Genomic DNA, 17,960 nt, shown 5'->3' on the forward strand with positions numbered 1-17,960 from the left:
CGCATCATTATTATGCGCGATCGTACCCCAAAATCCTAAAATACGATAAATCGATAAAATTAGCGTATATTCCCTGTAATACCGACAAGTTTTAATAAATCTGTAAAAATAAAATTACCCGCCATCTGCTTAACTATTAACTCCGGTAAATTTATCGATATACAGTGGTATACTGCCAGTAAAGTTACTCTCAATCCCTTTCTTGTTGGCATTTATGTTGATTAAGCTCGCAGAAACCCACCTCTTAGGTATTTTGAGCTACTGCCGCCAAATTTTCCTTTCTCGGAGAGTTCGCAGTCTTTCCCTGCTCTTTGCAACCGGACTCGGCTTGAGTTTGGTAGTGGCAGCTTGTTCTCCTACCGCTACCACGCAGGACACAGCCACTGCGAACACTTACGCACCTCCAAAAAGCGTTACAGTTAGCATCGGCTATCAAAAATCAGCTACCGTTCTCAACGCTCTCAAAACCAAAGGCGACTTAGAAAAAGCTTTAGCAGCCTCCAAATCTTCTGTAAAATTTGTAGAATTTCCTGCTGGGCCTCCTCTATTAGAAGGAATGAACGCAGGTAGTATTGACTTTGGCTACACAGGAGAAGCACCGCCAGTTTTTGCTCAAGCTGCTGGAACCCCATTAGTTTATGTTGCTTACGAAACTTCAAATCCTAAGTCGGAAGGTATCCTAGTTCCCAAGGATTCACCTATAAAAACTGTTGCCGATCTTAAAGGCAAAAAAGTAGCTTTTGCCAAAGGTTCTAACACACACTACCTCCTAGTTAAAGCCTTAGAAGCGGCTGGACTTCAATATAGCGACATCAACCCAGCTTTCCTCAAACCAGCAGAAGCCCGCGCCGCTTTTGAAGGGGGAAATGTCGATGCTTGGGCAATTTGGGACCCGTACTTAGCCGCAGCAGAAAAATCCGCAGGCGCGAGACTTATAACAGATGCAACAGGAATCGCTGCCAATCGAGGTTACTATCTTGCCCGCAAGAGTTTTGTGGACGAACATCCTGAGATTTTGAAACTCATTTTAGATGAAGTCAAAAAGGTAGATCGATGGGCTGCAGACAATCCAGTAGAAGTGGCTAAATTTCTGGAGACGCAATTAGGGATAGAAGCCTCCGTGTTAGAAGTGTCTGAAAAGCGACGCAAATATGGCGTTTTTCCCCTCAGCGATGAAGAGATTGCTGGACAGCAACAAATTGCTGATACCTTCCAAAAACTGCAACTTATTCCTAAGCCCGTCCAAATTAAAGAAATCGTCTTGAAAGATGGTAAGTAGGGTCATTAGCCAGGAGAAATTAACGTGAATACTCAATGGATAAAAACTGATGTGCTTGTAATTGGTGGCGGTACGGCTGGCACGATGGCTGGTATCAAAGCTAAACAGGCAAATCCTGACAGCGAAGTGCTAATTTTAGAAAAGGCAAATATTCGCAGAAGTGGTGCGATCGCAATGGGAATGGACGGTGTAAACACTGCCGTCATTCCCGGCCATTCTACACCAGAACAGTACGTTCGCGAAATTACCCTTGCTAATGACGGCATCCTCAACCAAAAAGCCGTTTATCAAACTGGAAAATTAGGCTATGAAGTCATCCAAGAGTTAGAAAGTTGGGGAGTAAAATTTCAGAAAGATGCCCAAGGTAACTACGACTTAAAACAAGTTCATCGGGTCGGCAAATATGTTTTGCCAATGCCCGAAGGCAAAGACCTCAAACAAATTTTAACCAGACAGGTAAAACGCCACAAAGTTAAAGTTACCAATCGAGTGATGGCAACCCGCGTTTTAGTTCAAGCAGGACGCGCTACAGGAGCCCTTGGCTTTGACGTGCGAAATGGGGATTTTGTAGTAATTCAAGCAAAAGCTGTCATTCTTTCTACAGGTGCTTGTGGTCGTTTAGGACTACCCGATTCCGGCTATCTTTATGGCACCTATGAAAATCCGACTAATGCCGGAGATGGCTACTCAATGGCTTACCACGCTGGAGCAGAACTCACTAACATTGAGTGTTTTCAAGTCAACCCGCTAATTAAAGATTATAACGGCCCTGCTTGCGCTTATGTCGCCGGACCCTTCGGCGCTCATACTGCTAATGCCGAAGGTCATCGCTTCATTAGTTGCGATTATTGGAGCGGTCAAATGATGCTGGAAATCTGGAATGAATTACACTCTGGTAAAGGCCCAATTCAATTAAAAATGACTCATCTCGATGAAGATACTATCGCTGAAATAGAGTCAATTCTTTGGTCAAATGAGCGGCCGAGTCGAGGTCGATTTCACGAGGGTAGAGGGGAAAATTATCGCGAGCACGGCGTTGAAATGCACATTTCTGAAATTGGGCTATGCAGCGGCCACAGCGCCTCTGGTGTTTGGGTGAATGAAAAGGCAGAAACAACTGTGCCCGGACTCTACGCAGCGGGAGATATGGCAAGCGTTCCTCATAATTATATGATCGGGGCTTTTGTGTTCGGTAGAATAGCAGGAACTAATGCCATTGACTACATCCAAAGTTTAGATTATGTCGAGCCTGACGCTGATTTTCTGGAAGCAGAAAAAGCGCGGGTTTATGCACCTTTAAACCTGCCCAATGGAATCCCTCACACGCAAGTAGAATATAAGTTACGGCGCTTAGTGAATGATTATTTACAACCACCCAAAGTAGGAAACAAAATGGAGATTGGGCTGAAAAATTTTGTCCGTTATCAAGAAACTCTACAGGAAATGGGCGCTCGCGATCCTCATGAGTTAATGCGCTGCATGGAGGTTCACTTTATTCGAGACTGTGCGGAGATGGCGGCCAGGGCTTCTTTGTATCGCTGTGAGACTCGTTGGGGGCTTTATCATTATCGGCTAGATTACCCTGATAAAAATAATGAAGAGTGGTTTTGCCATGTTAATTTGAAAAAAGAGGAATCTGGAGAAATGAGCTTGTTTAAGCGTCCCGTTGAACCTTATATTGTGGAGGTTGATTTACATAAAGAGGATTATAATGTTGTAGCGCGTTGACTTATAGTAATATTAGGTTATTTGTCCCCGTCATTGGGACAAATAACACTAAGGTTACTATACATTCAAGTGGGATGTGAGATATTGTCTAGTTGATTGATTTGTAGAGCGAGAAGATATTGTAGCGTGCGTCAGTTCTAAATAATTTGTGAGTTATCCAAAACTTTGGATCTAACGCACCCGACCCCTATAATCAGTTCCATAAACCCACTCTATCCCACTTGACAATCGGATAACTCTATTCACCATTAACCATCGCACCTAACTATGGCTTTAATTACACAACGAGTTGATGTTCCAGTCACCGTAGATGAGTCTAAGTGTTTGGAAAAGTGCCAGGTCTGCATTGATGTTTGTCCTTTGGATGTACTGGCAAAAAATCCCGAAACAGGGAAAGCTTACATGAAATACGATGAATGTTGGTTTTGTTTGCCTTGTGAAAAAGAATGTCCAACGAACGCCATAACGGTTAAAATTCCCTTCTTGTTGCGCTAAGTTTTTCTAGTTTCTATAAAGTGTAAAAATTCATGATTACTGAGAATGATAGTGAATTAAATCAATGGCTAGAAATGCTGCGATCGCCAGAACTAAGCGATCGCCTTGTGGCTGTTAAAAATTTACAATATTTGGGTGAGGAAGAAGCTACAAATGCCCTACTTCTCGCCCTGTCAGATGACAGTACGGCCGTTCAAAAAATTGCCATATCTGCCCTTTGGGAAATTGGCAATCCTGTAGCTATTCCTGCTTTTATTGACTGTCTAGGTTCCGCCGATGCCGATATTCGCCAAGAAGCATTATCTGCATTAAATGAATTAGTTTCACCAACTGACTTACGGCAACTACTAGATGCACTCCACCGCGACAATGTTAATATCCAACTCAATATCTTAACCTTGTTGCGGAAGATTCACGATGCTCAGTCTTTACCCGATATTTTACCATTTTTTGCATCCGATGTTCCTGAATTGAGAGCAACAGCAGTAACCACTCTCAGCTATCTCAATCAGGTGGAAAAATGCCCCCAAGCTTTGGCTTTAATATCTGATACAGATTTAAATGTTCGCCGTGCTACGGCTTTAAGTTTAGGACATTTAAAAGATCCAGAAGTCATCTCAATTTTGTGTCAAGCACTCAAAAGCGATACTGACTGGCAAGTGCGACGAAATTCAGCTAAATCTTTGGCAATTCATGCCGATTGTGCGGCAATTTTGGCACTGGAAACAGCGGTAAGCGACGAACACTGGCAAGTTCGCAAATTCGCGCTACAAGCGTTGCAAAAAATTCCCGATGAACGAGTCATGCCTGCTTTGATTAGAGCCTTAGCTGATGAATATTCAGATGTGCGGAAAGAAGCTGCGATCGCCCTCGGTAATCTCAGCAATCCTGCCGCGATGCCTGCGCTGCAACAATCTCTGGATGATCCCGATAAAGAGGTTACTATTTTCTCTCAAAAAGCGATTCAAAAAATTCAAACATTACTGCAAAATTCCCAAAATGGTTGATTCTTCCTCTTTACCAAAAACCCACTTACATCTACCCTCGGACAATCCCAATTCTGTGGAAAAATTACGACAGCAAGAAGTTGTCAACTATCTCAAACAAGTCATCGAACCCACACTCAAAAATGATATCATCAGTTTGGGAATGGTGCGAAATTTGCGAATAGTTGAAAATTACATTTATTTGCGCCTTTATATTGGATCGCATCAGCAAGACTTGCCAAAAATAATTGAATCTGTTTTATCGCCTGTAAGCTGGTGCAAAAAAACTTATATTCAAACTTGCACGATAGCCAACGTGCGAACTACCTTAGCTATTTCTAGCGGCAAAGGTGGGGTTGGAAAATCTACAACGGCTGTGAATTTAGCAACAGCGTTAAAATTACAGGGAGCCAAGGTAGGCTTGCTAGATGCTGATGTTTACGGCCCCAATATTCCTCAAATGTTAGGCTTAGGACAAGCCGATGTAGAGACAATTAATACTGCTAAAGGTGAGAAATTTTTACCCCTGGAAGCACAGGGAATTAAAGTGATGTCAGTGGGTTTATTAGCCGAGCCAGAACGTCCTTTAGCATGGCGAGGCCCAGTTCTCCACAAAATTATTACGCAGTTTATTCAAGATGTAGAATGGGGCGAATTAGATTATTTACTCATTGATTTACCCCCCGGTACCGGAGATGCTCAAATTACCATTGTGCAAGAAAGTCCTATTTGTGGAGTGATTCTCGTTACTACGCCGCAACAAATATCTATTTCCGATGTCCGTCGCAATATTTATATGTTTCGCCAAGTAGGGGTTCCAGTGCTTGGGATTATTGAAAATATGAGTTATTTAATCTGCGATCGGGATGAAAAGCCCCTGCAAATTTTTGGTAGTGGTGGCGGTAAACAACTAGCAGAAGAACTCCAAGCGCCCCTCCTTGCCCAGATTCCTCTAGATCCGCGCATCTGTGCGGGAGGTGATACAGGAAAACCCCTAACAATTGCAGATCCGAACTCGGCGGTATCTCAGATTTTTATGCAGATAGCAGCAGTGCTAAATGCTACTTTTTCTCCGGCGAGTGCAACTGATATATTGCCCGCGAATATTAATCATGTAAGTAACTAGAGAAGTAATACAAACAAAAATCTACAGAATGTGCTTGCATTTTTGAAGCCATCTGTGGAATAATAGGAGCTTGTCAGAGTTATCTACGGTATATCGCTCGACTTTTCGGAGTATGCTAGTCAATAATGATTAGCTCAGTTCTTGCATGGCTATTACGTTTCTTGGTTTTCCGCACTTAAATTCAGGAATAGACAATGTTAACCCCATTGAAAGAAAACCGATTTCCAGGCAGATTGAGACATCTTTGGAGCAAACTCAAACATAGTTCTATCAAGACCTTTGCTTTACTTTTTGCAATTGGCTTCAGTTTGAGTTTGACAGTCTCAGCCTGTGCTCCTACTCAGCAAACAAATACAACTACAGCCCCAACTTCTGCTGCCACATCGGTGGCTAGTTCTAACTCACAACAGAGCAATGTAATTCGGATTGGCTATCAAAAATATGGAACTCTAAGCATCCTTAAATCACGAGGCAGTTTAGAGAAGCGTTTGGCCTCGCAAAACATTTCTGTACAGTGGCTTCAATTTCCCGCTGGTCCTCAATTACTAGAAGCTTTGAATGCAGGCAGTATTGACTTTGGTCATACAGGAGAAGCACCGCCTATTTTCGCACAAGCCGCTGGCGCACCATTAGTATATGTTGCTAATGAGCCTCCTAATCCTAAAGGCGAAGCTATCTTAGTACCGAAAGATTCTCCCATTCAAGATGTGGTTGGGTTGAAAGGCAAAAAAGTTGTATTTAATAAGGGTTCAAACGTGCACTACCTAGTAGTAGAAGCATTAAGAGCAGCCGGATTAAAATATAGCGACATTCAGCCTATTTACTTGCCGCCAGCAGAGGCGCGGGCAGCTTTTGAACAAGGTAGCGTTGATGCTTGGGCGATTTGGGACCCGTTTTTTACAGTAGCGAAACGAGCTACTGATGCTCGCGTTCTTAAGGATGGAGAAGGGCTTGTAGCTAATCGGGAATTCTATCTAGCTGCTAAACCTTTTAACGACCAATATTCTGACCGGACTAAGGCAATTTTAGAGGAACTTCAAAAAATCGATGAATGGGCGGCGACTCAACCAACTGAGGTAGCAAAACTGCTATCTCCCGCTCTTGGTATTGACGTTCCAACTTTAGAGGAAGTGGCACGGAGACGGCCTTACGGCGTGCAGCCCATTACAGCGGAAGTCATCACTTATCAACAAAAAGTTGCTGATACTTTCTTGGATTTGAAGCTGCTTCCCAAACAGATCAAAATTAGTGAAGTGGCTCAGGTAACTAAACAATAAATAGTGATGGAGACTAAGGCAAATGGAATTATTTTGGTTTATCCCAACTCACGGAGACGGACGGTATTTAGCGAGCGGAATTGGAGGGCGATCTGGCAGTTTGTCCTACTTAAAGCAAATCGCCCAAGCCATTGACCATTTAGGATTTACGGGCGCTCTACTTCCGACGGGACGCTCTTGCGAAGACGCATGGGTAGTGGCTTCTTCCCTCATGTCTGTAACGGAAAAAATGCGTTTTTTAGTAGCAATTCGTCCGGGATTAATGTCTCCTGGGGTAGCAGCACGGATGGCAGCAACCTTTGACAGATTATCTAACGGGCGCTTGCTGATTAATGTGGTTACGGGCGGCGATCCGGTTGAATTAGCTGGAGATGGAGTGCATCTGAGTCACGACGCACGTTATGAATTGACTGATGAATTCTTGACTGTTTGGAGGGCAATGCTTGAAGCAAGTAACTCGACTAATGTGCGAGAGCAAGAAGTCGATTTTAGCGGTGAATATCTCCAAGTTAAGGGCGGGAAAGTTCTATTTCCACCTGTACAAACTCCTTATCCTCCGTTATGGTTTGGCGGTTCGTCGCCGATCGCACAACAAATTGCAGCAAAACATATTGATGTTTATCTGACATGGGGAGAACCGCCACAACAAGTGGCAAAAAAAATTGAAGCTGTGAAAAAATTAGCTGCAGAACAGGGTAGAACTGTGCGGTTTGGGATTCGCCTTCACGTCATTGTACGCGAAACTGAAAGCGAGGCTTGGGAGGATGCAAATCGATTGATTAAATATGTCGATGAAGATGCGATCGCGGCCGCCCAAAAAGCTTATGCCAGAATGGATTCTGAAGGGCAAAAGCGGATGACTCAACTGCACGCAGGCAACCGCGAAGCTCTAGAAATTAGCCCCAATTTGTGGGCCGGAATTGGGTTAGTAAGAGGCGGTGCTGGTACTGCTTTAGTCGGAGATCCCGATACCGTTGTCGAGCGAATATTGGAATATTCCGACTTGGGGATTGAAACTTTCATTTTTTCCGGTTATCCCCACTTAGAAGAAGCGTATCGAGTCGCTGAATTGCTATTCCCCCGCTTGCCGTTGAAGAACCAACCGACTGTAAATCAACCGCAAATGTTTAGTCCTTTTGGCGAAATTGTTGCCAACGAAAAGTTTCTCCACCAACAAGTTATTCCTACGAGTGCGTCATGAATAAAAAATGGCTCAACAACCCCTATTTTCAGCAGGTAATCCCCTGGATTGTCCCAATGCTCCTGATTGTTAGCTGGCAATTATTGGTGCAGGTGGGTTGGCTTTCCACAAGAGTTTTACCCGCCCCAACAGGTGTTTTAAGTGCCGGAGTTAGATTGGCAATTACCGGGGAACTGTTTCACCATATCGGAATTAGTGCTTGGCGTGCCGTCGTTGGTTTCATCATCGGCGGAGGAATTGGTTTGACTCTTGGTTTCGTCAATGGTCTGGTTCCAATCGCCGAAAAGCTGCTAGATACTTCTGTACAAATGGTTCGTAATGTTCCCCACCTCGCCTTAATTCCCCTAGTGATTTTGTGGTTTGGAATTGGCGATCCGGCTCGATTGTTTTTGGTAGCTTTGGGTGTATTCTTTCCAATGTATATCAATACATTTCACGGCATCCGCAGCGTAGATGCCGGATTGATTGAAATGGGAAAAGTTTATGGATTGAGTACCACGTCTCTTTTGTGGAAAATTATTTTGCCTGGGGCCTTGCCTTCAATTTTGGTAGGTCTGCGATATTCATTGGGGATTATGTGGCTGACGCTGATTGTCGCAGAAACAATTGCTGCGGATTCTGGTATTGGTTACATGGCAATGAATGCTCGCGAGTTCTTGCAAACTGATGTTGTGGTGTTGAGCATTATTATGTATGCTTTGTTGGGTAAGTTTGCAGATGCGATCGCCAGGAAGTTAGAAGAGAAATGGCTTGCTTGGCATCCCAATTATCAGCCAGCTTAGCGAGAAAAAAGCAGCAATAAGAAAGAAAGATGAGAGTGTCCCATTTTTCTTTCTTAGTTACTCTAGAATTTACAGCTACAAACCCCTGTACAACTATGAGCCATTTGATTGAATACGAAGACGCAAATTATGAAGTACGCGCAGTCTATGACGACATTCGTGCCACACGCAAAACCGAGTACATCAACAACTTTTGGAAAGCGATCGCCAACCATCCACCTACCCTGCAACGTACCTGGCAGAATGTGAAGGAGGTGATGACGGGTCCGGGAGAACTCGATCCCCTGACCCGCGAGTTAATCTACATTGCTGTCAGCGTTACAAATGGTTGCCAATACTGCATTTCATCTCATACAGCCGCAGGGCGAGCCAAGGGAATGGATGATGCCATATTTGGGGAACTGATGGCGATCGTGGCAACCGCAAACGCTACCAATCGACTGGCAAATGGCTATCAAATTCCGGTGGATGAACAATTCAAATTATAAAAGGCGTTCAATCTTAACTACTTATAATCCATCTCTATGGCAACTGAATTAACAGTAGATGTTTCTCAGATTCCCGTTATCGATATTAGTTCGCTGGTATCGGATAATGGCCTAGATGCTGTTGCAAACCAAATCCGACAAGCTTGCCGCGACACAGGTTTTTTTTACATTGTTGAGCATGGTGTAGACAAAGGCTTGCAAAACCGTTTGGAGCAACTGAGCCGTCAGTTTTTTGCTCTAGATTTAGAAACCAAAATGCAAATTCGGATGGCGCTGGGCGGTCGGGCATGGCGCGGCTACTTTCCGGTTGGAGGTGAACTGACGAATGGTAAACCAGATTTGAAAGAAGGAATTTATTTCGGATCGGAATTGAATCAAACCCATCCGGCTGTTCAAGCAGGTGTTCCCATGTTTGGAGCGAATCTGTTTCCAGAGATTCCCCTGTTTCGCGAAACAGTGTTGGAGTATCTAGCAGTTATGACCCAAGTGGGTCACGCAGTAATGGCTGGAATTGCCCTGAGTTTGGGCGAAGATGCCTCTTATTTTCGCGATCGCTATACGAGTGATCCCCTGATTTTATTTCGCATCTTTAACTATCCACCACAAAGCAATCCGCAAGAGCAATCCTGGGGAGTGGGAGAGCATACCGATTACGGTTTGCTCACGATTCTCAAGCAGGATGATTTAGGTGGGTTGCAAGTGAAGACAAAATCAGGCTGGATTGATGCTCCCCCGATCGCCAACTCATTTGTTTGTAACATTGGCGATATGCTCGATCGTCTCACCTGTGGACTTTATCGGTCTACTCCTCATCGAGTCAAGAATGTGTCAGGACAGGCTCGCCTCTCATTTCCATTCTTCTTCGATCCCAATTTCAATGCTGAACTCCACCCGATCGAAATCAAGGGAGCGATCGTCGGTGACAACAAGAACGAACGTTGGGATAAAGCCAGCGTTCACGAGTTTCGCGGCACTTACGGCGATTATGTCCTGAACAAAGTTGCAAAGGTTTTTCCCCAATTGCGCCAGCAAGTTTTGTAAACAGTCACCCATTGGTGACAAGTTAAGGCTCAAAGCCAGTTGTCAAGGGGATTTTCGGAGGTAGCTCAAAGAAAAAAGGTTCTCCACTGCCGACATTATAACTCTAATGTCAACTGGGGCTTAAATCCCTGCCAGATGAAAGGATAAGAAGCAAGTTCTTATCCTTGGTAGTCAGCGATCGCTTTTTGCCCTATAACTACTGCAACTATTACCAGGGGAAGACACTCATCCACTTGGATCAATGATTTTATTTCAATCGCTGCTAGCTGGGCGATCGCGCTTATTCTACTAAATTCCCTGCTTTCTTAACAGCTTGTTTCAAGTCTTCAAAGGTAATATTACCCTCTTCATCTCGATACGTCGCTAGCAGTTCCGCAGGGCTAGTACCTGTTTCTGCTAAAATGACTGCATTTAACCCAGGACTTAAAAAAAGCTCATTACTCGATATTTTGCCATCTTGATCGCCATCCAAGGCATTAAAAAGAGATTGAAGCTCTTGCTCAGTTGCCATAAGTTTCTATTTGAATTAGTTTTTTCAATTCAATATCCCATAATATTGAAAAAGATGCAAGGAAAGTTACCTTTTACCCTGGCAGATACAAGCTGTTGCTGTCGTTTGGGCGTGTGCGTGTAGATACCTGGAAGTAGTCGCTACCGATTCATGCCCTAACGTCTGCTGCACCAAATGAATCGGCGCGCCCCTGTCTAGTGAATGCGAAGCGTGGGCGTGACGCAACCAATGGGGCTGACCTTTCCTGTAATCCCAGCGCGGTTCCCCAGCATCGTCTTCACCCCCGCTATTTGGAAGGTAGAAGATATCAGGTGTTTTGCTTTATCCAACATCTACCCACAAGCGGGGATTTTTAATTACCTGGTTTCCAAATTACTTCTTCAACTTTGAGCTGCTTGGGAATTAACCCGAGTTCAAAAAAAGTATCCGCAATTTCCTGTTGCTCGGCCACCATATCAGCTTGGATCGGTTCAAATCCATAACTCCGCCGTCGAGTTACTACATCTAAGATAGAAGCATCAATTTTCAGAAGGGGAGCGAGAATCTTGACTACTTCTGCGGGATTCGCATCCGCCCAAGTCGCTACTGCTTGAGTTTCTTCTCTAATTGCCTCAATAATTTTGAAATTAGACTGAGCAAATGAGCGATTAGCTAAGTAAAAATCTCGGTTAGCTGCTAGTCCTTTACTATCTTTAACAACACGAACATCTTTTGGCGCTTGAGCTGCTGCATAAAACGGGTCCCAAATTACCCAAGCATCTACGTTACCTTGTTGGAAGGCAGCTCTGGCATCGGCTGGTGTCAGGTTGGCAGGCTCAATCTCAGTCCATTTTATCCCTGCGGATTTCAGTGCTTTTGCTAACAGGTAATTGGCGCTTGAACCTTTTGTAAAAGCTATTTTCTTACCCCGCAAATCTGCCAGGGTTTGAATTGGTGAATTAGCAGGAACTAAAATACCTGAACTGCGGTCTTTGGGGGCGCTACCGCCAATGTAAAGTAGGGGTGCGTTAGCAGCCTGGGCAAAGACTGGAGGAGCGTCCCCGGTGCGCCCGATGTCGATGCTGCCGGCGTTTAGCGCTTCCAACATCGGGGGGCCTGCCTGAAATTCTTTCCACTCAACGGATATGCCTAGAGGCTGCAAGCGTTTCTCTAACCCGCCTCTGGCTTTGACTAGCGTGAAGGGGTCTAATTTCTGATGGCCGATGCGGACTACCTGAGCTTGAGCTGCTGCGGAGGAAGCGGCGGGGCTTGCAGATCCCGTAGGGGTGGGAGTATTGCAGGAGGCGATCGCCCAATTTAAGCTGATTCCCAATAGAAATAGCGCTGCTAGGGAAAGGTGCGATCGCCATAATTGAGCAAGGAATGAAATCAGTCTTTTGAGCATAAACAATAATATTGTTTGTTGGTAACTTTCCGATCAGAGACTTCCAACTAATTCGGGTTTGCCAGTTTGCAGGGCACCAACAAACTCTTGCAACTGCGATCGCAATCCTTGTTCTGTTTCCTCTTCAAGTTGTACGCTTGTTTCGTCATAACTTTGGATCTGCGTGTCTAAAACATAGACACCAGCCAAGATATGACTAGCGCCCAGCTCGGATAACACTGGTTTGAGGGCGTAGTTAATTGCTAATAAGTGACCCAGCGTACCTCCGGTGGCTATGGGGAGAATAACTTTACCAGCTAAACTCTTCTGCGGGAGCAAATCTAAGTAAGCTTTGAGTACGCCTGTGTAGGCTGCTTTGTAAACAGGTGTGGCGATGATTATGCCCTTGGCTTCTACTACTAAATCATTGACTGCTTTTAAGTCTGGGTTCGCGAATTGTCCGTAAATTAATACCTCTGGCGGGAGATCGCGGATGTTGATAGAGGCCGTACTCAGTCCCTCTTTCTCGACAGCGCGGCGGGCGTATTCCAGCACGGCAAAGGAGCGGGATGGATGAGACGGGCTACCTGCGATCGCAATAACATTAGGCATTTAATAGTCCTCCTATTTTTGACTCATTTAAAAATGAACGATTTCCTGTATCGCTTATAATACGGTAAGTGTGTAGATTTACCGTATTTAATAGATAGTAAGCTAGCACAGTCAATTTTAAAAAGCAAGTAAGTTGAGATGTAAAGTTTGATAACTCTTAGGCAAATTTTGCGCGATCGCGAATCTCGGCGGGAATCAACTGTCAGGTTTTTTCTTCCAAATACAGCATAATCCCACCGGACTCAAAAACAGAACCTTTACAGGAACAGGGTTTGCTTGTTCTGAACAATTATTTATCAAAGCCGCAGAAGTTCGGCGAAAAATTATCTTGCTTTTTGTAGATACCTATGCAATAATCTTGTTTAATCACAAACTCCTGTAATTGGACAGAGTTACCGTAGATTAAATTTAGAAATGCTAATCTGCTATTCACCACCACCGATGAGTAGGAGACGAATTGGCATTTGCTCAACAGCCACCTTTGACAGCGAAAAAGGTTTTTAGCCTGTGGCATAGATTGCGATATGGAGGTTTTTTAGAATGGAATCACCACTCTCAGGAATAGGTCTAGAATTAGTAGGACTCCAGAAGTCATTTGGAAATATTAAAATTTTGCGGGATATCAACATAGAAATAAATCCCGGAGAATTTGTAGCAATTGTAGGTCGCAGCGGATGTGGCAAAAGTACCTTACTGCGCTTAATCGCCGGACTAGAAGTTCCCACTCAAGGCACTGTCTTTCTAGATGGAAAGGCGTCCCGCAAACTCAACTCTAAAGTGACAATGATGTTTCAGGATGCACGGCTACTACCTTGGCAAAAAGTGGTGGCAAATGTGAAATTAGGGCTACTCACGGCCAAAGAAAACACGCACTACAAAGCGATGCAAGTCCTTGACGCGGTAGGGCTTGGCGATCGCGCCAACGATTGGCCGGCGGTACTCTCCGGCGGTCAAAAGCAGAGAGTTTCTTTAGCAAGAGCCCTTGCCTGCGAACCTGATTTACTGCTGCTTGATGAACCCCTCGGCGCGTTGGATGCTTTGACTCGCATTGAGATGCAGCAATTGTTAGAAAATTTATGGCAAGAAAAAGGATTTACCGCGCTACTGATCACTCATGACGTAGAAGAAGCAGTGCTGCTAGCTGACCGAGTTATTTTAATAGAAAATGGTCAGATTGCAATGGACTGTTCTATTGATATGCCGCGACCGAGGCAGAGAGGAAATGCTCTATTTGCTGCGAAAGTAGAGGCGATTTTGCAGCGCGTTATGGGTCAAAAAGAAAGTAGCAAAGATGCAGAGAAAGTTGCCATAGGTAGATACAAAAAACCCAACTATGTAAAGATAAGTAAATACGGATAAGGGATCTACCAAGGTAACTCAGATATGGGCGCTCGTTTAAGAATTTTTCTGACTCGCGAGCTCTTCGTCAGCCAATCCGATGCACCCGGATTGGATATCACTCGCATAGACTAAACTCCGATCGATACTTCACCGTTCCGCTGCAATCCTGCAAAGCTCCACTTTCTAACTCCAACACCATAAACGCTTCATCGGGCACATCATATTCACATTTTAAGCTCTTTCTACTAGCAGGAAGGAACCCAAAACGCGGATAAAAATCTGGATGACCAAGCACAACTACTGCTTGAAATCCCGATCGTCTGCACTCTTCTAAACCCTGCTGGATCATCAGCGTTCCTAAACCTTGGCGCTGATATTCGGGAAGAACTGCGACTGGCGCCAACCCCAGAATCGACAAATTCCTAGAACATTTTCCTTCGACGACAACCGGACTGAAGAAAATGTGTCCGACAATGCGATCGGATTGTACCGCAACGAAGGCAAATGTAGATGCAATTCCCCGCAATCGATCGACTAAGTTAGCCTCATTTTCTCGCCCGAATGCCGCAATATTAATGTTGCGAACAGCTTCTACATCTTCTGGCTTTTCGGTACGGATATCCATAGCTTAGATTAATGGTTGTGCGGCCGCTCTGGCAGACAAATTACTACAGAAATTGTTTCTATCTTTCGATAGCGATCTCAATCAAATTATAGCGCCCCTGAAGCCTTTTTCCTCTTTTTGAGTTATATATTTTGGGCAACCAATTATACAACGACTTGCAGAGGAATGCCAAATCGTTGCAAAAGTCGATCGATCGCTTCCAATCTTAACCCCCGGACAGTCTCCTTTATCGTCACAGCGTTTTAATGCAATTAAAGCGCTCCACTGGTTATGCTGATTCTAAATGAGTAACCGGAATTTGTTCGGTTCTTTCAGGCAATCTCGCTCCAGTTGCAACGGCATGAACCGCATGAAGAATATCGGCTGAATAGTATCGATTGCCGCAGTTATCGCAAACACCGATGGTCACATCTTCAAGAATGACAAATCCATTTTTATGTTTGAATGCCTCGCGCTTGACAGTGCGGGGTTGAACGGTTCCTTCGCAATACTCACATCTGTATTTATACATACGATTAGCCATTAAGTTGAGTGACTTCATAAAGCCTGATGATTAGATAACGTCCGTTACTAGCGAAACGTCCAACCACTCCAACAGGTGTTTGTCGATCCAGTGCAGTCCCCACTACTACATATTTTGTACCTCTGGGGTCGTCTTTTTCAACCAGGATAATCTGACCCAAAGCATCCAGGATACAAGCCCCCGGATTCATCCGTCCAGAAATAAAAAACCTGTATCCGATGAAACTTGCCGAACGTATTTATCCGTGGGGTCAATGCTTCAATTCTTTAATCTAAAATCTAAAATCTAAAATCTAAAATCGCTTGACCGCTCAGAACCGCCTCTTCTACATCCAGGATAGTCAGCAAGTCCTCAGCCATTTCTTCCATTGCGTGGGCTGACATATCGTACTGGCGGAGGCGAATTTTCTCTCTGATACGGTCAATATCGTTGCGGGGCACTGGCTGATTAATGTTACATCCAGGCAATCCTAGCAAGTTATTGTTCAAAAATCTATCATTTTCACTTTCTTAAATATCTGGTTTTACTTCCTTCGACCCGACTTACTAACTACTCTTATTGCGGTACAAGCTGACCGGAAGACAATCGCTTAATGCCCTCCATCGCTGTAGTTTCTCCGGCTTTGTCGCCGCCCTCGCGGGCAATTTTTAAAGCTCCCTCGTAGGATTCTAGAGCTTGAGCATTTTGACCGAGACTTTCATGAATTGCGCCCATATTGTTGAGCAAGCGTCCGATACTTGTCTTGTCACCGATAGATTCTAACATCGGTATTGCTTGCTGAAAATAGATCAGCGCTTGAGTATCTTTGCCGAGTTTGCGGGAGGTAAGTGCCATGTTGTTGAGGAGGCGGCCGACGCCAGCCCGGTCTCCGATTTCCCGGCGAATTGCTAAAGCTTGGTGGTAAAATTCCATCGCTCTATTAAAGTCGCCGATGTTGTAGTAGACCCCGCCCATGTTATTGAGGGTACGACCTAAATCGCGCCGATCGCCGGCGGCCGTGCGAATCGTCCGCGCTTGCTGGTAAAATTCGATCGCCTTGGCGTAATTGACCTGTTCTGCGTACACGGCCGCGATGTTGTGGAGGGATTCTCCAATTTCAATTTGGTCGTCGGTAGTTTTGGCAAGTTCCAAAGCTTCTTGGTGCAGTTTCATCGCTTCGGAAAAATTGTCCCCAATCCGGTTGACGAAACCTATGAGATTGAGAGTGCGCGCGGTACGACGCCCTCCGCTGATTTCTCGGTGAATGACTAAAGCTTGCTGCAGAACTTCCAAAGCTTTGGGCCTCAAACCCATTTCGCCATAAACTTCCCCCATATTGTTGAGGGTTTCTCCGATTCCCGCTTGGTCGCCTAGTTGCTTGCGAATTGCCAAAACTTGCTCAAAACTCTGAATTGCTTCTCGAAACAAACCCTCGCGGTGCTGTTTTACTCCTGTTTCAAAGAGTTCGTCTGCTTGCGTTTTGGGGTCAGTTGCCTGAGCGAGCTCGCTCGCTTGGGCGCGCCTCGCATTTATAATTGGGGCATAAGCCCGGGCGTCTGAAATTGCCAGCAAGGTGAGTGCGGGCGATAACACAATACTTATAGCTGCGAGATAGCTGAAGTGATAAGAGCGGCAGTGCACCGATCGAGTCCTCCAATAGCTAAGTGATAACTATTAAGATAGAGCTTTTTGGGGTGTTCCTGCCAAATTTTTTCTCAATCTCTAGGTTCTGACTGGGTTTTTGTCTTGCCAGACTGCCATAATCAGCGGCATATTGTTGAGAGCGGATATGACAGCAAAGTTTTTGCTGGGTGGAAGCGATGCTTTTTCAGGGCTTTGCAAGATGATGTCCTGTTGGTCAACCGTGATCCAAGCAATTCCTGACAAAACTTGAATTTCTCGATGAGTTTGAGGCAATCTGTATACCTCGTTTTCCATCAGAATAATGCGATCTGGCGCTGCACATTCGGAAGATATTTGAAGCATAGCATCTCCTACTTGGTAATTGGTAATTGCTAATGGGTAATTGCTAATGGGTAATTGCTAATCGAGGACTGTATTTCAGTTCATTTCTACGCAACCCACACTACTATTGGCAATAACGCCGATCGATCCAAGCGCGCATTTCATCATCCGTCGCCACGCAGGTAGAACGACCTGTCGCGCGATCGCAACCGTGCCACCAAGTGTTACCATAGCGATCGCACGTCTGCCAAATTCTCAGTTCGTCCTCACTAGAAATGAGGTAGAGCAAAAAATGCCCAATTTTTTTTATAGCTGAAAAGAGAGATAGCCCTTTATGTTTTTCGGATGGTTTAGCTCGCTCCGCTATCAAAAAAAACATCATTATTCGGGGGTTTATCCGACTGTTGTAAGTAGACATAGCCAACACCTTAAAGTGATAACTCCTACAAACATTGCACCAATAAAATTACAAAAAATAGCTTTTAGCTGCAATAACGTCATCGCAATTACAGCACAATATGGTTATCGTGCAAGTCCTGTAAAAGTCTATCTGTTACCTGATAAATTAACCTTAACTCTGGGGCAATGGACAATCAAAGCATTGCTTGCATAGGTTGTATGAATAAAATCGATATATC

General features: G+C 44.6%; 23 protein-coding genes. 12 read left to right on the top strand and 11 right to left on the bottom strand.

Annotated features, from left to right (window positions below; all coding sequences use genetic code 11):
- Positions 1–214 precede the first annotated feature (214 nt).
- The 10 genes from QUB06_RS12195 (at position 215) to QUB06_RS12240 (ending at position 10,403) form a co-directional block, all read left to right on the top strand.
- Positions 215–1,279 carry a sulfonate ABC transporter substrate-binding protein gene (locus tag QUB06_RS12195; RefSeq protein ID WP_333435473.1) on the top strand — a complete coding sequence of 355 codons (1,065 nt, stop codon included), beginning with the start codon at positions 215–217 and terminating at the stop codon, positions 1,277–1,279.
- A gap of 24 nt (positions 1,280–1,303) precedes the next feature.
- The gene (locus QUB06_RS12200; RefSeq protein WP_333435474.1) at positions 1,304–3,007 is read left to right on the top strand and encodes a fumarate reductase/succinate dehydrogenase flavoprotein subunit; all 1,704 of its coding nucleotides are present in this window, start codon (positions 1,304–1,306) and stop codon (positions 3,005–3,007) included.
- Between the two features lie 267 nt (positions 3,008–3,274).
- A complete protein-coding gene (locus QUB06_RS12205; RefSeq protein ID WP_332959817.1) occupies positions 3,275–3,502 on the top strand; it encodes a 4Fe-4S dicluster domain-containing protein in 228 nt (75 codons plus the stop codon).
- Between the two features lie 32 nt (positions 3,503–3,534).
- The gene (locus tag QUB06_RS12210; protein WP_333435475.1) at positions 3,535–4,509 is read left to right on the top strand and encodes a HEAT repeat domain-containing protein; all 975 of its coding nucleotides are present in this window, start codon (positions 3,535–3,537) and stop codon (positions 4,507–4,509) included.
- The gene (locus tag QUB06_RS12215) at positions 4,502–5,614 is read left to right on the top strand and encodes an Mrp/NBP35 family ATP-binding protein (RefSeq protein ID WP_333435476.1); all 1,113 of its coding nucleotides are present in this window, start codon (positions 4,502–4,504) and stop codon (positions 5,612–5,614) included. The genes QUB06_RS12210 and QUB06_RS12215 overlap by 8 nt, the downstream gene beginning before the upstream one ends.
- Before the next feature lie 194 nt (positions 5,615–5,808).
- Complete coding sequence (locus tag QUB06_RS12220; protein WP_333435477.1) at positions 5,809–6,891, top strand: sulfonate ABC transporter substrate-binding protein; 1,083 nt, start codon at positions 5,809–5,811, stop codon at positions 6,889–6,891.
- Positions 6,892–6,913: 22 nt separating this feature from the next.
- Positions 6,914–8,092: an FMNH2-dependent alkanesulfonate monooxygenase gene (ssuD, locus tag QUB06_RS12225; RefSeq protein WP_333435478.1), complete on the top strand. Its 1,179-nt coding sequence runs from the start codon at positions 6,914–6,916 to the stop codon at positions 8,090–8,092.
- A complete protein-coding gene (gene ssuC / locus QUB06_RS12230) occupies positions 8,089–8,874 on the top strand; it encodes an aliphatic sulfonate ABC transporter permease SsuC (RefSeq protein ID WP_333435479.1) in 786 nt (261 codons plus the stop codon). The genes ssuD and ssuC overlap by 4 nt, the downstream gene beginning before the upstream one ends.
- A gap of 95 nt (positions 8,875–8,969) precedes the next feature.
- Positions 8,970–9,362, top strand: a complete 393-nt coding sequence (locus QUB06_RS12235; RefSeq protein ID WP_333435480.1) for a carboxymuconolactone decarboxylase family protein — start codon at positions 8,970–8,972, stop codon at positions 9,360–9,362.
- 36 nt (positions 9,363–9,398) lie between these two features.
- Positions 9,399–10,403, top strand: a complete 1,005-nt coding sequence (locus QUB06_RS12240) for a 2-oxoglutarate and iron-dependent oxygenase domain-containing protein (protein WP_333435481.1) — start codon at positions 9,399–9,401, stop codon at positions 10,401–10,403.
- Positions 10,404–10,683: 280 nt separating this feature from the next.
- Here QUB06_RS12240 and QUB06_RS12245 read toward each other — a convergent pair whose 3' ends face one another.
- The 4 genes from QUB06_RS12245 to ssuE form a co-directional block, all read right to left on the bottom strand.
- Positions 10,684–10,914, bottom strand: coding sequence for an EF-hand domain-containing protein (locus tag QUB06_RS12245; protein WP_333220482.1), 231 nt, complete (start codon positions 10,912–10,914; stop codon positions 10,684–10,686).
- Positions 10,915–10,980: 66 nt separating this feature from the next.
- Positions 10,981–11,139 (bottom strand): tyrosine-type recombinase/integrase, encoded by a 159-nt coding sequence (locus QUB06_RS12250; protein ID WP_272030862.1) that lies wholly within the window; start codon positions 11,137–11,139, stop codon positions 10,981–10,983.
- 127 nt (positions 11,140–11,266) lie between these two features.
- The gene (locus tag QUB06_RS12255) at positions 11,267–12,298 is read right to left on the bottom strand and encodes a sulfonate ABC transporter substrate-binding protein (protein WP_333435482.1); all 1,032 of its coding nucleotides are present in this window, start codon (positions 12,296–12,298) and stop codon (positions 11,267–11,269) included.
- Between the two features lie 33 nt (positions 12,299–12,331).
- Positions 12,332–12,889 carry an NADPH-dependent FMN reductase gene (gene ssuE / locus QUB06_RS12260; protein ID WP_333435483.1) on the bottom strand — a complete coding sequence of 186 codons (558 nt, stop codon included), beginning with the start codon at positions 12,887–12,889 and terminating at the stop codon, positions 12,332–12,334.
- 540 nt (positions 12,890–13,429) lie between these two features.
- On the opposite strand from ssuE, the gene QUB06_RS12265 reads away from it, so the two are divergent.
- A complete protein-coding gene (locus QUB06_RS12265; protein ID WP_333435484.1) occupies positions 13,430–14,248 on the top strand; it encodes an ATP-binding cassette domain-containing protein in 819 nt (272 codons plus the stop codon).
- Positions 14,249–14,345: 97 nt separating this feature from the next.
- Here QUB06_RS12265 and QUB06_RS12270 read toward each other — a convergent pair whose 3' ends face one another.
- From QUB06_RS12270 to QUB06_RS12300, 7 genes are all read right to left on the bottom strand, one after another.
- Positions 14,346–14,855: an N-acetyltransferase gene (locus QUB06_RS12270; protein WP_333435485.1), complete on the bottom strand. Its 510-nt coding sequence runs from the start codon at positions 14,853–14,855 to the stop codon at positions 14,346–14,348.
- Positions 14,856–15,123: 268 nt separating this feature from the next.
- Positions 15,124–15,366: a YgiT-type zinc finger protein gene (locus QUB06_RS12275; protein WP_333056915.1), complete on the bottom strand. Its 243-nt coding sequence runs from the start codon at positions 15,364–15,366 to the stop codon at positions 15,124–15,126.
- Between the two features lie 4 nt (positions 15,367–15,370).
- On the bottom strand, positions 15,371–15,568 hold the full coding sequence (locus tag QUB06_RS12280) for a hypothetical protein (RefSeq protein WP_333435486.1): 198 nt from the start codon (positions 15,566–15,568) through the stop codon (positions 15,371–15,373).
- Positions 15,569–15,656: 88 nt separating this feature from the next.
- Positions 15,657–15,866: a hypothetical protein gene (locus QUB06_RS12285; protein WP_333435487.1), complete on the bottom strand. Its 210-nt coding sequence runs from the start codon at positions 15,864–15,866 to the stop codon at positions 15,657–15,659.
- Between the two features lie 67 nt (positions 15,867–15,933).
- Positions 15,934–16,998, bottom strand: a complete 1,065-nt coding sequence (locus tag QUB06_RS12290; RefSeq protein ID WP_333287165.1) for a tetratricopeptide repeat protein — start codon at positions 16,996–16,998, stop codon at positions 15,934–15,936.
- An 81-nt stretch (positions 16,999–17,079) separates the two neighbouring features.
- Complete coding sequence (locus QUB06_RS12295) at positions 17,080–17,343, bottom strand: hypothetical protein (protein WP_333287167.1); 264 nt, start codon at positions 17,341–17,343, stop codon at positions 17,080–17,082.
- A 103-nt stretch (positions 17,344–17,446) separates the two neighbouring features.
- Entirely contained in the window at positions 17,447–17,611 is a 165-nt protein-coding gene (locus tag QUB06_RS12300; RefSeq protein WP_333435488.1) for a hypothetical protein, read from the bottom strand.
- 45 nt (positions 17,612–17,656) lie between these two features.
- Between QUB06_RS12300 and QUB06_RS12305 the strand changes: the two genes are divergently transcribed.
- The gene (locus QUB06_RS12305) at positions 17,657–17,935 is read left to right on the top strand and encodes a hypothetical protein (RefSeq protein WP_333435489.1); all 279 of its coding nucleotides are present in this window, start codon (positions 17,657–17,659) and stop codon (positions 17,933–17,935) included.
- The last annotated feature ends 25 nt before the right edge of the window (positions 17,936–17,960 follow it).

It is taken from the genome of Microcoleus sp. D2_18a_D3, assembly GCF_036702455.1.
Taxonomy (GTDB): Bacteria; Cyanobacteriota; Cyanobacteriia; order Cyanobacteriales; family Microcoleaceae; genus Microcoleus.

What these genes read in the sequence shown, in the direction of transcription:
- QUB06_RS12245 (WP_333220482.1), bottom strand. Translation starts at nt 10,914, where the DNA reads ATGGCAACTGAGCAAGAGCTTCAATCTCTTTTTAATGCCTTGGATGGC.
- QUB06_RS12295 (WP_333287167.1), bottom strand. Translation starts at nt 17,343, where the DNA reads ATGCTTCAAATATCTTCCGAATGTGCAGCGCCAGATCGCATTATTCTG.
- QUB06_RS12280 (WP_333435486.1), bottom strand. Translation starts at nt 15,568, where the DNA reads ATGAATCCGGGGGCTTGTATCCTGGATGCTTTGGGTCAGATTATCCTG.
- QUB06_RS12255 (WP_333435482.1), bottom strand. Translation starts at nt 12,298, where the DNA reads ATGCTCAAAAGACTGATTTCATTCCTTGCTCAATTATGGCGATCGCAC.
- QUB06_RS12205 (WP_332959817.1), top strand. Translation starts at nt 3,275, where the DNA reads ATGGCTTTAATTACACAACGAGTTGATGTTCCAGTCACCGTAGATGAG.
- ssuE (WP_333435483.1), bottom strand. Translation starts at nt 12,889, where the DNA reads ATGCCTAATGTTATTGCGATCGCAGGTAGCCCGTCTCATCCATCCCGC.
- ssuD (WP_333435478.1), top strand. Translation starts at nt 6,914, where the DNA reads ATGGAATTATTTTGGTTTATCCCAACTCACGGAGACGGACGGTATTTA.
- QUB06_RS12240 (WP_333435481.1), top strand. Translation starts at nt 9,399, where the DNA reads ATGGCAACTGAATTAACAGTAGATGTTTCTCAGATTCCCGTTATCGAT.
- QUB06_RS12220 (WP_333435477.1), top strand. Translation starts at nt 5,809, where the DNA reads ATGTTAACCCCATTGAAAGAAAACCGATTTCCAGGCAGATTGAGACAT.
- QUB06_RS12215 (WP_333435476.1), top strand. Translation starts at nt 4,502, where the DNA reads ATGGTTGATTCTTCCTCTTTACCAAAAACCCACTTACATCTACCCTCG.
- ssuC (WP_333435479.1), top strand. Translation starts at nt 8,089, where the DNA reads ATGAATAAAAAATGGCTCAACAACCCCTATTTTCAGCAGGTAATCCCC.
- QUB06_RS12265 (WP_333435484.1), top strand. Translation starts at nt 13,430, where the DNA reads ATGGAATCACCACTCTCAGGAATAGGTCTAGAATTAGTAGGACTCCAG.
- QUB06_RS12235 (WP_333435480.1), top strand. Translation starts at nt 8,970, where the DNA reads ATGAGCCATTTGATTGAATACGAAGACGCAAATTATGAAGTACGCGCA.
- QUB06_RS12195 (WP_333435473.1), top strand. Translation starts at nt 215, where the DNA reads ATGTTGATTAAGCTCGCAGAAACCCACCTCTTAGGTATTTTGAGCTAC.
- QUB06_RS12210 (WP_333435475.1), top strand. Translation starts at nt 3,535, where the DNA reads ATGATTACTGAGAATGATAGTGAATTAAATCAATGGCTAGAAATGCTG.
- QUB06_RS12305 (WP_333435489.1), top strand. Translation starts at nt 17,657, where the DNA reads ATGTTTTTCGGATGGTTTAGCTCGCTCCGCTATCAAAAAAAACATCAT.
- QUB06_RS12270 (WP_333435485.1), bottom strand. Translation starts at nt 14,855, where the DNA reads ATGGATATCCGTACCGAAAAGCCAGAAGATGTAGAAGCTGTTCGCAAC.
- QUB06_RS12275 (WP_333056915.1), bottom strand. Translation starts at nt 15,366, where the DNA reads ATGTATAAATACAGATGTGAGTATTGCGAAGGAACCGTTCAACCCCGC.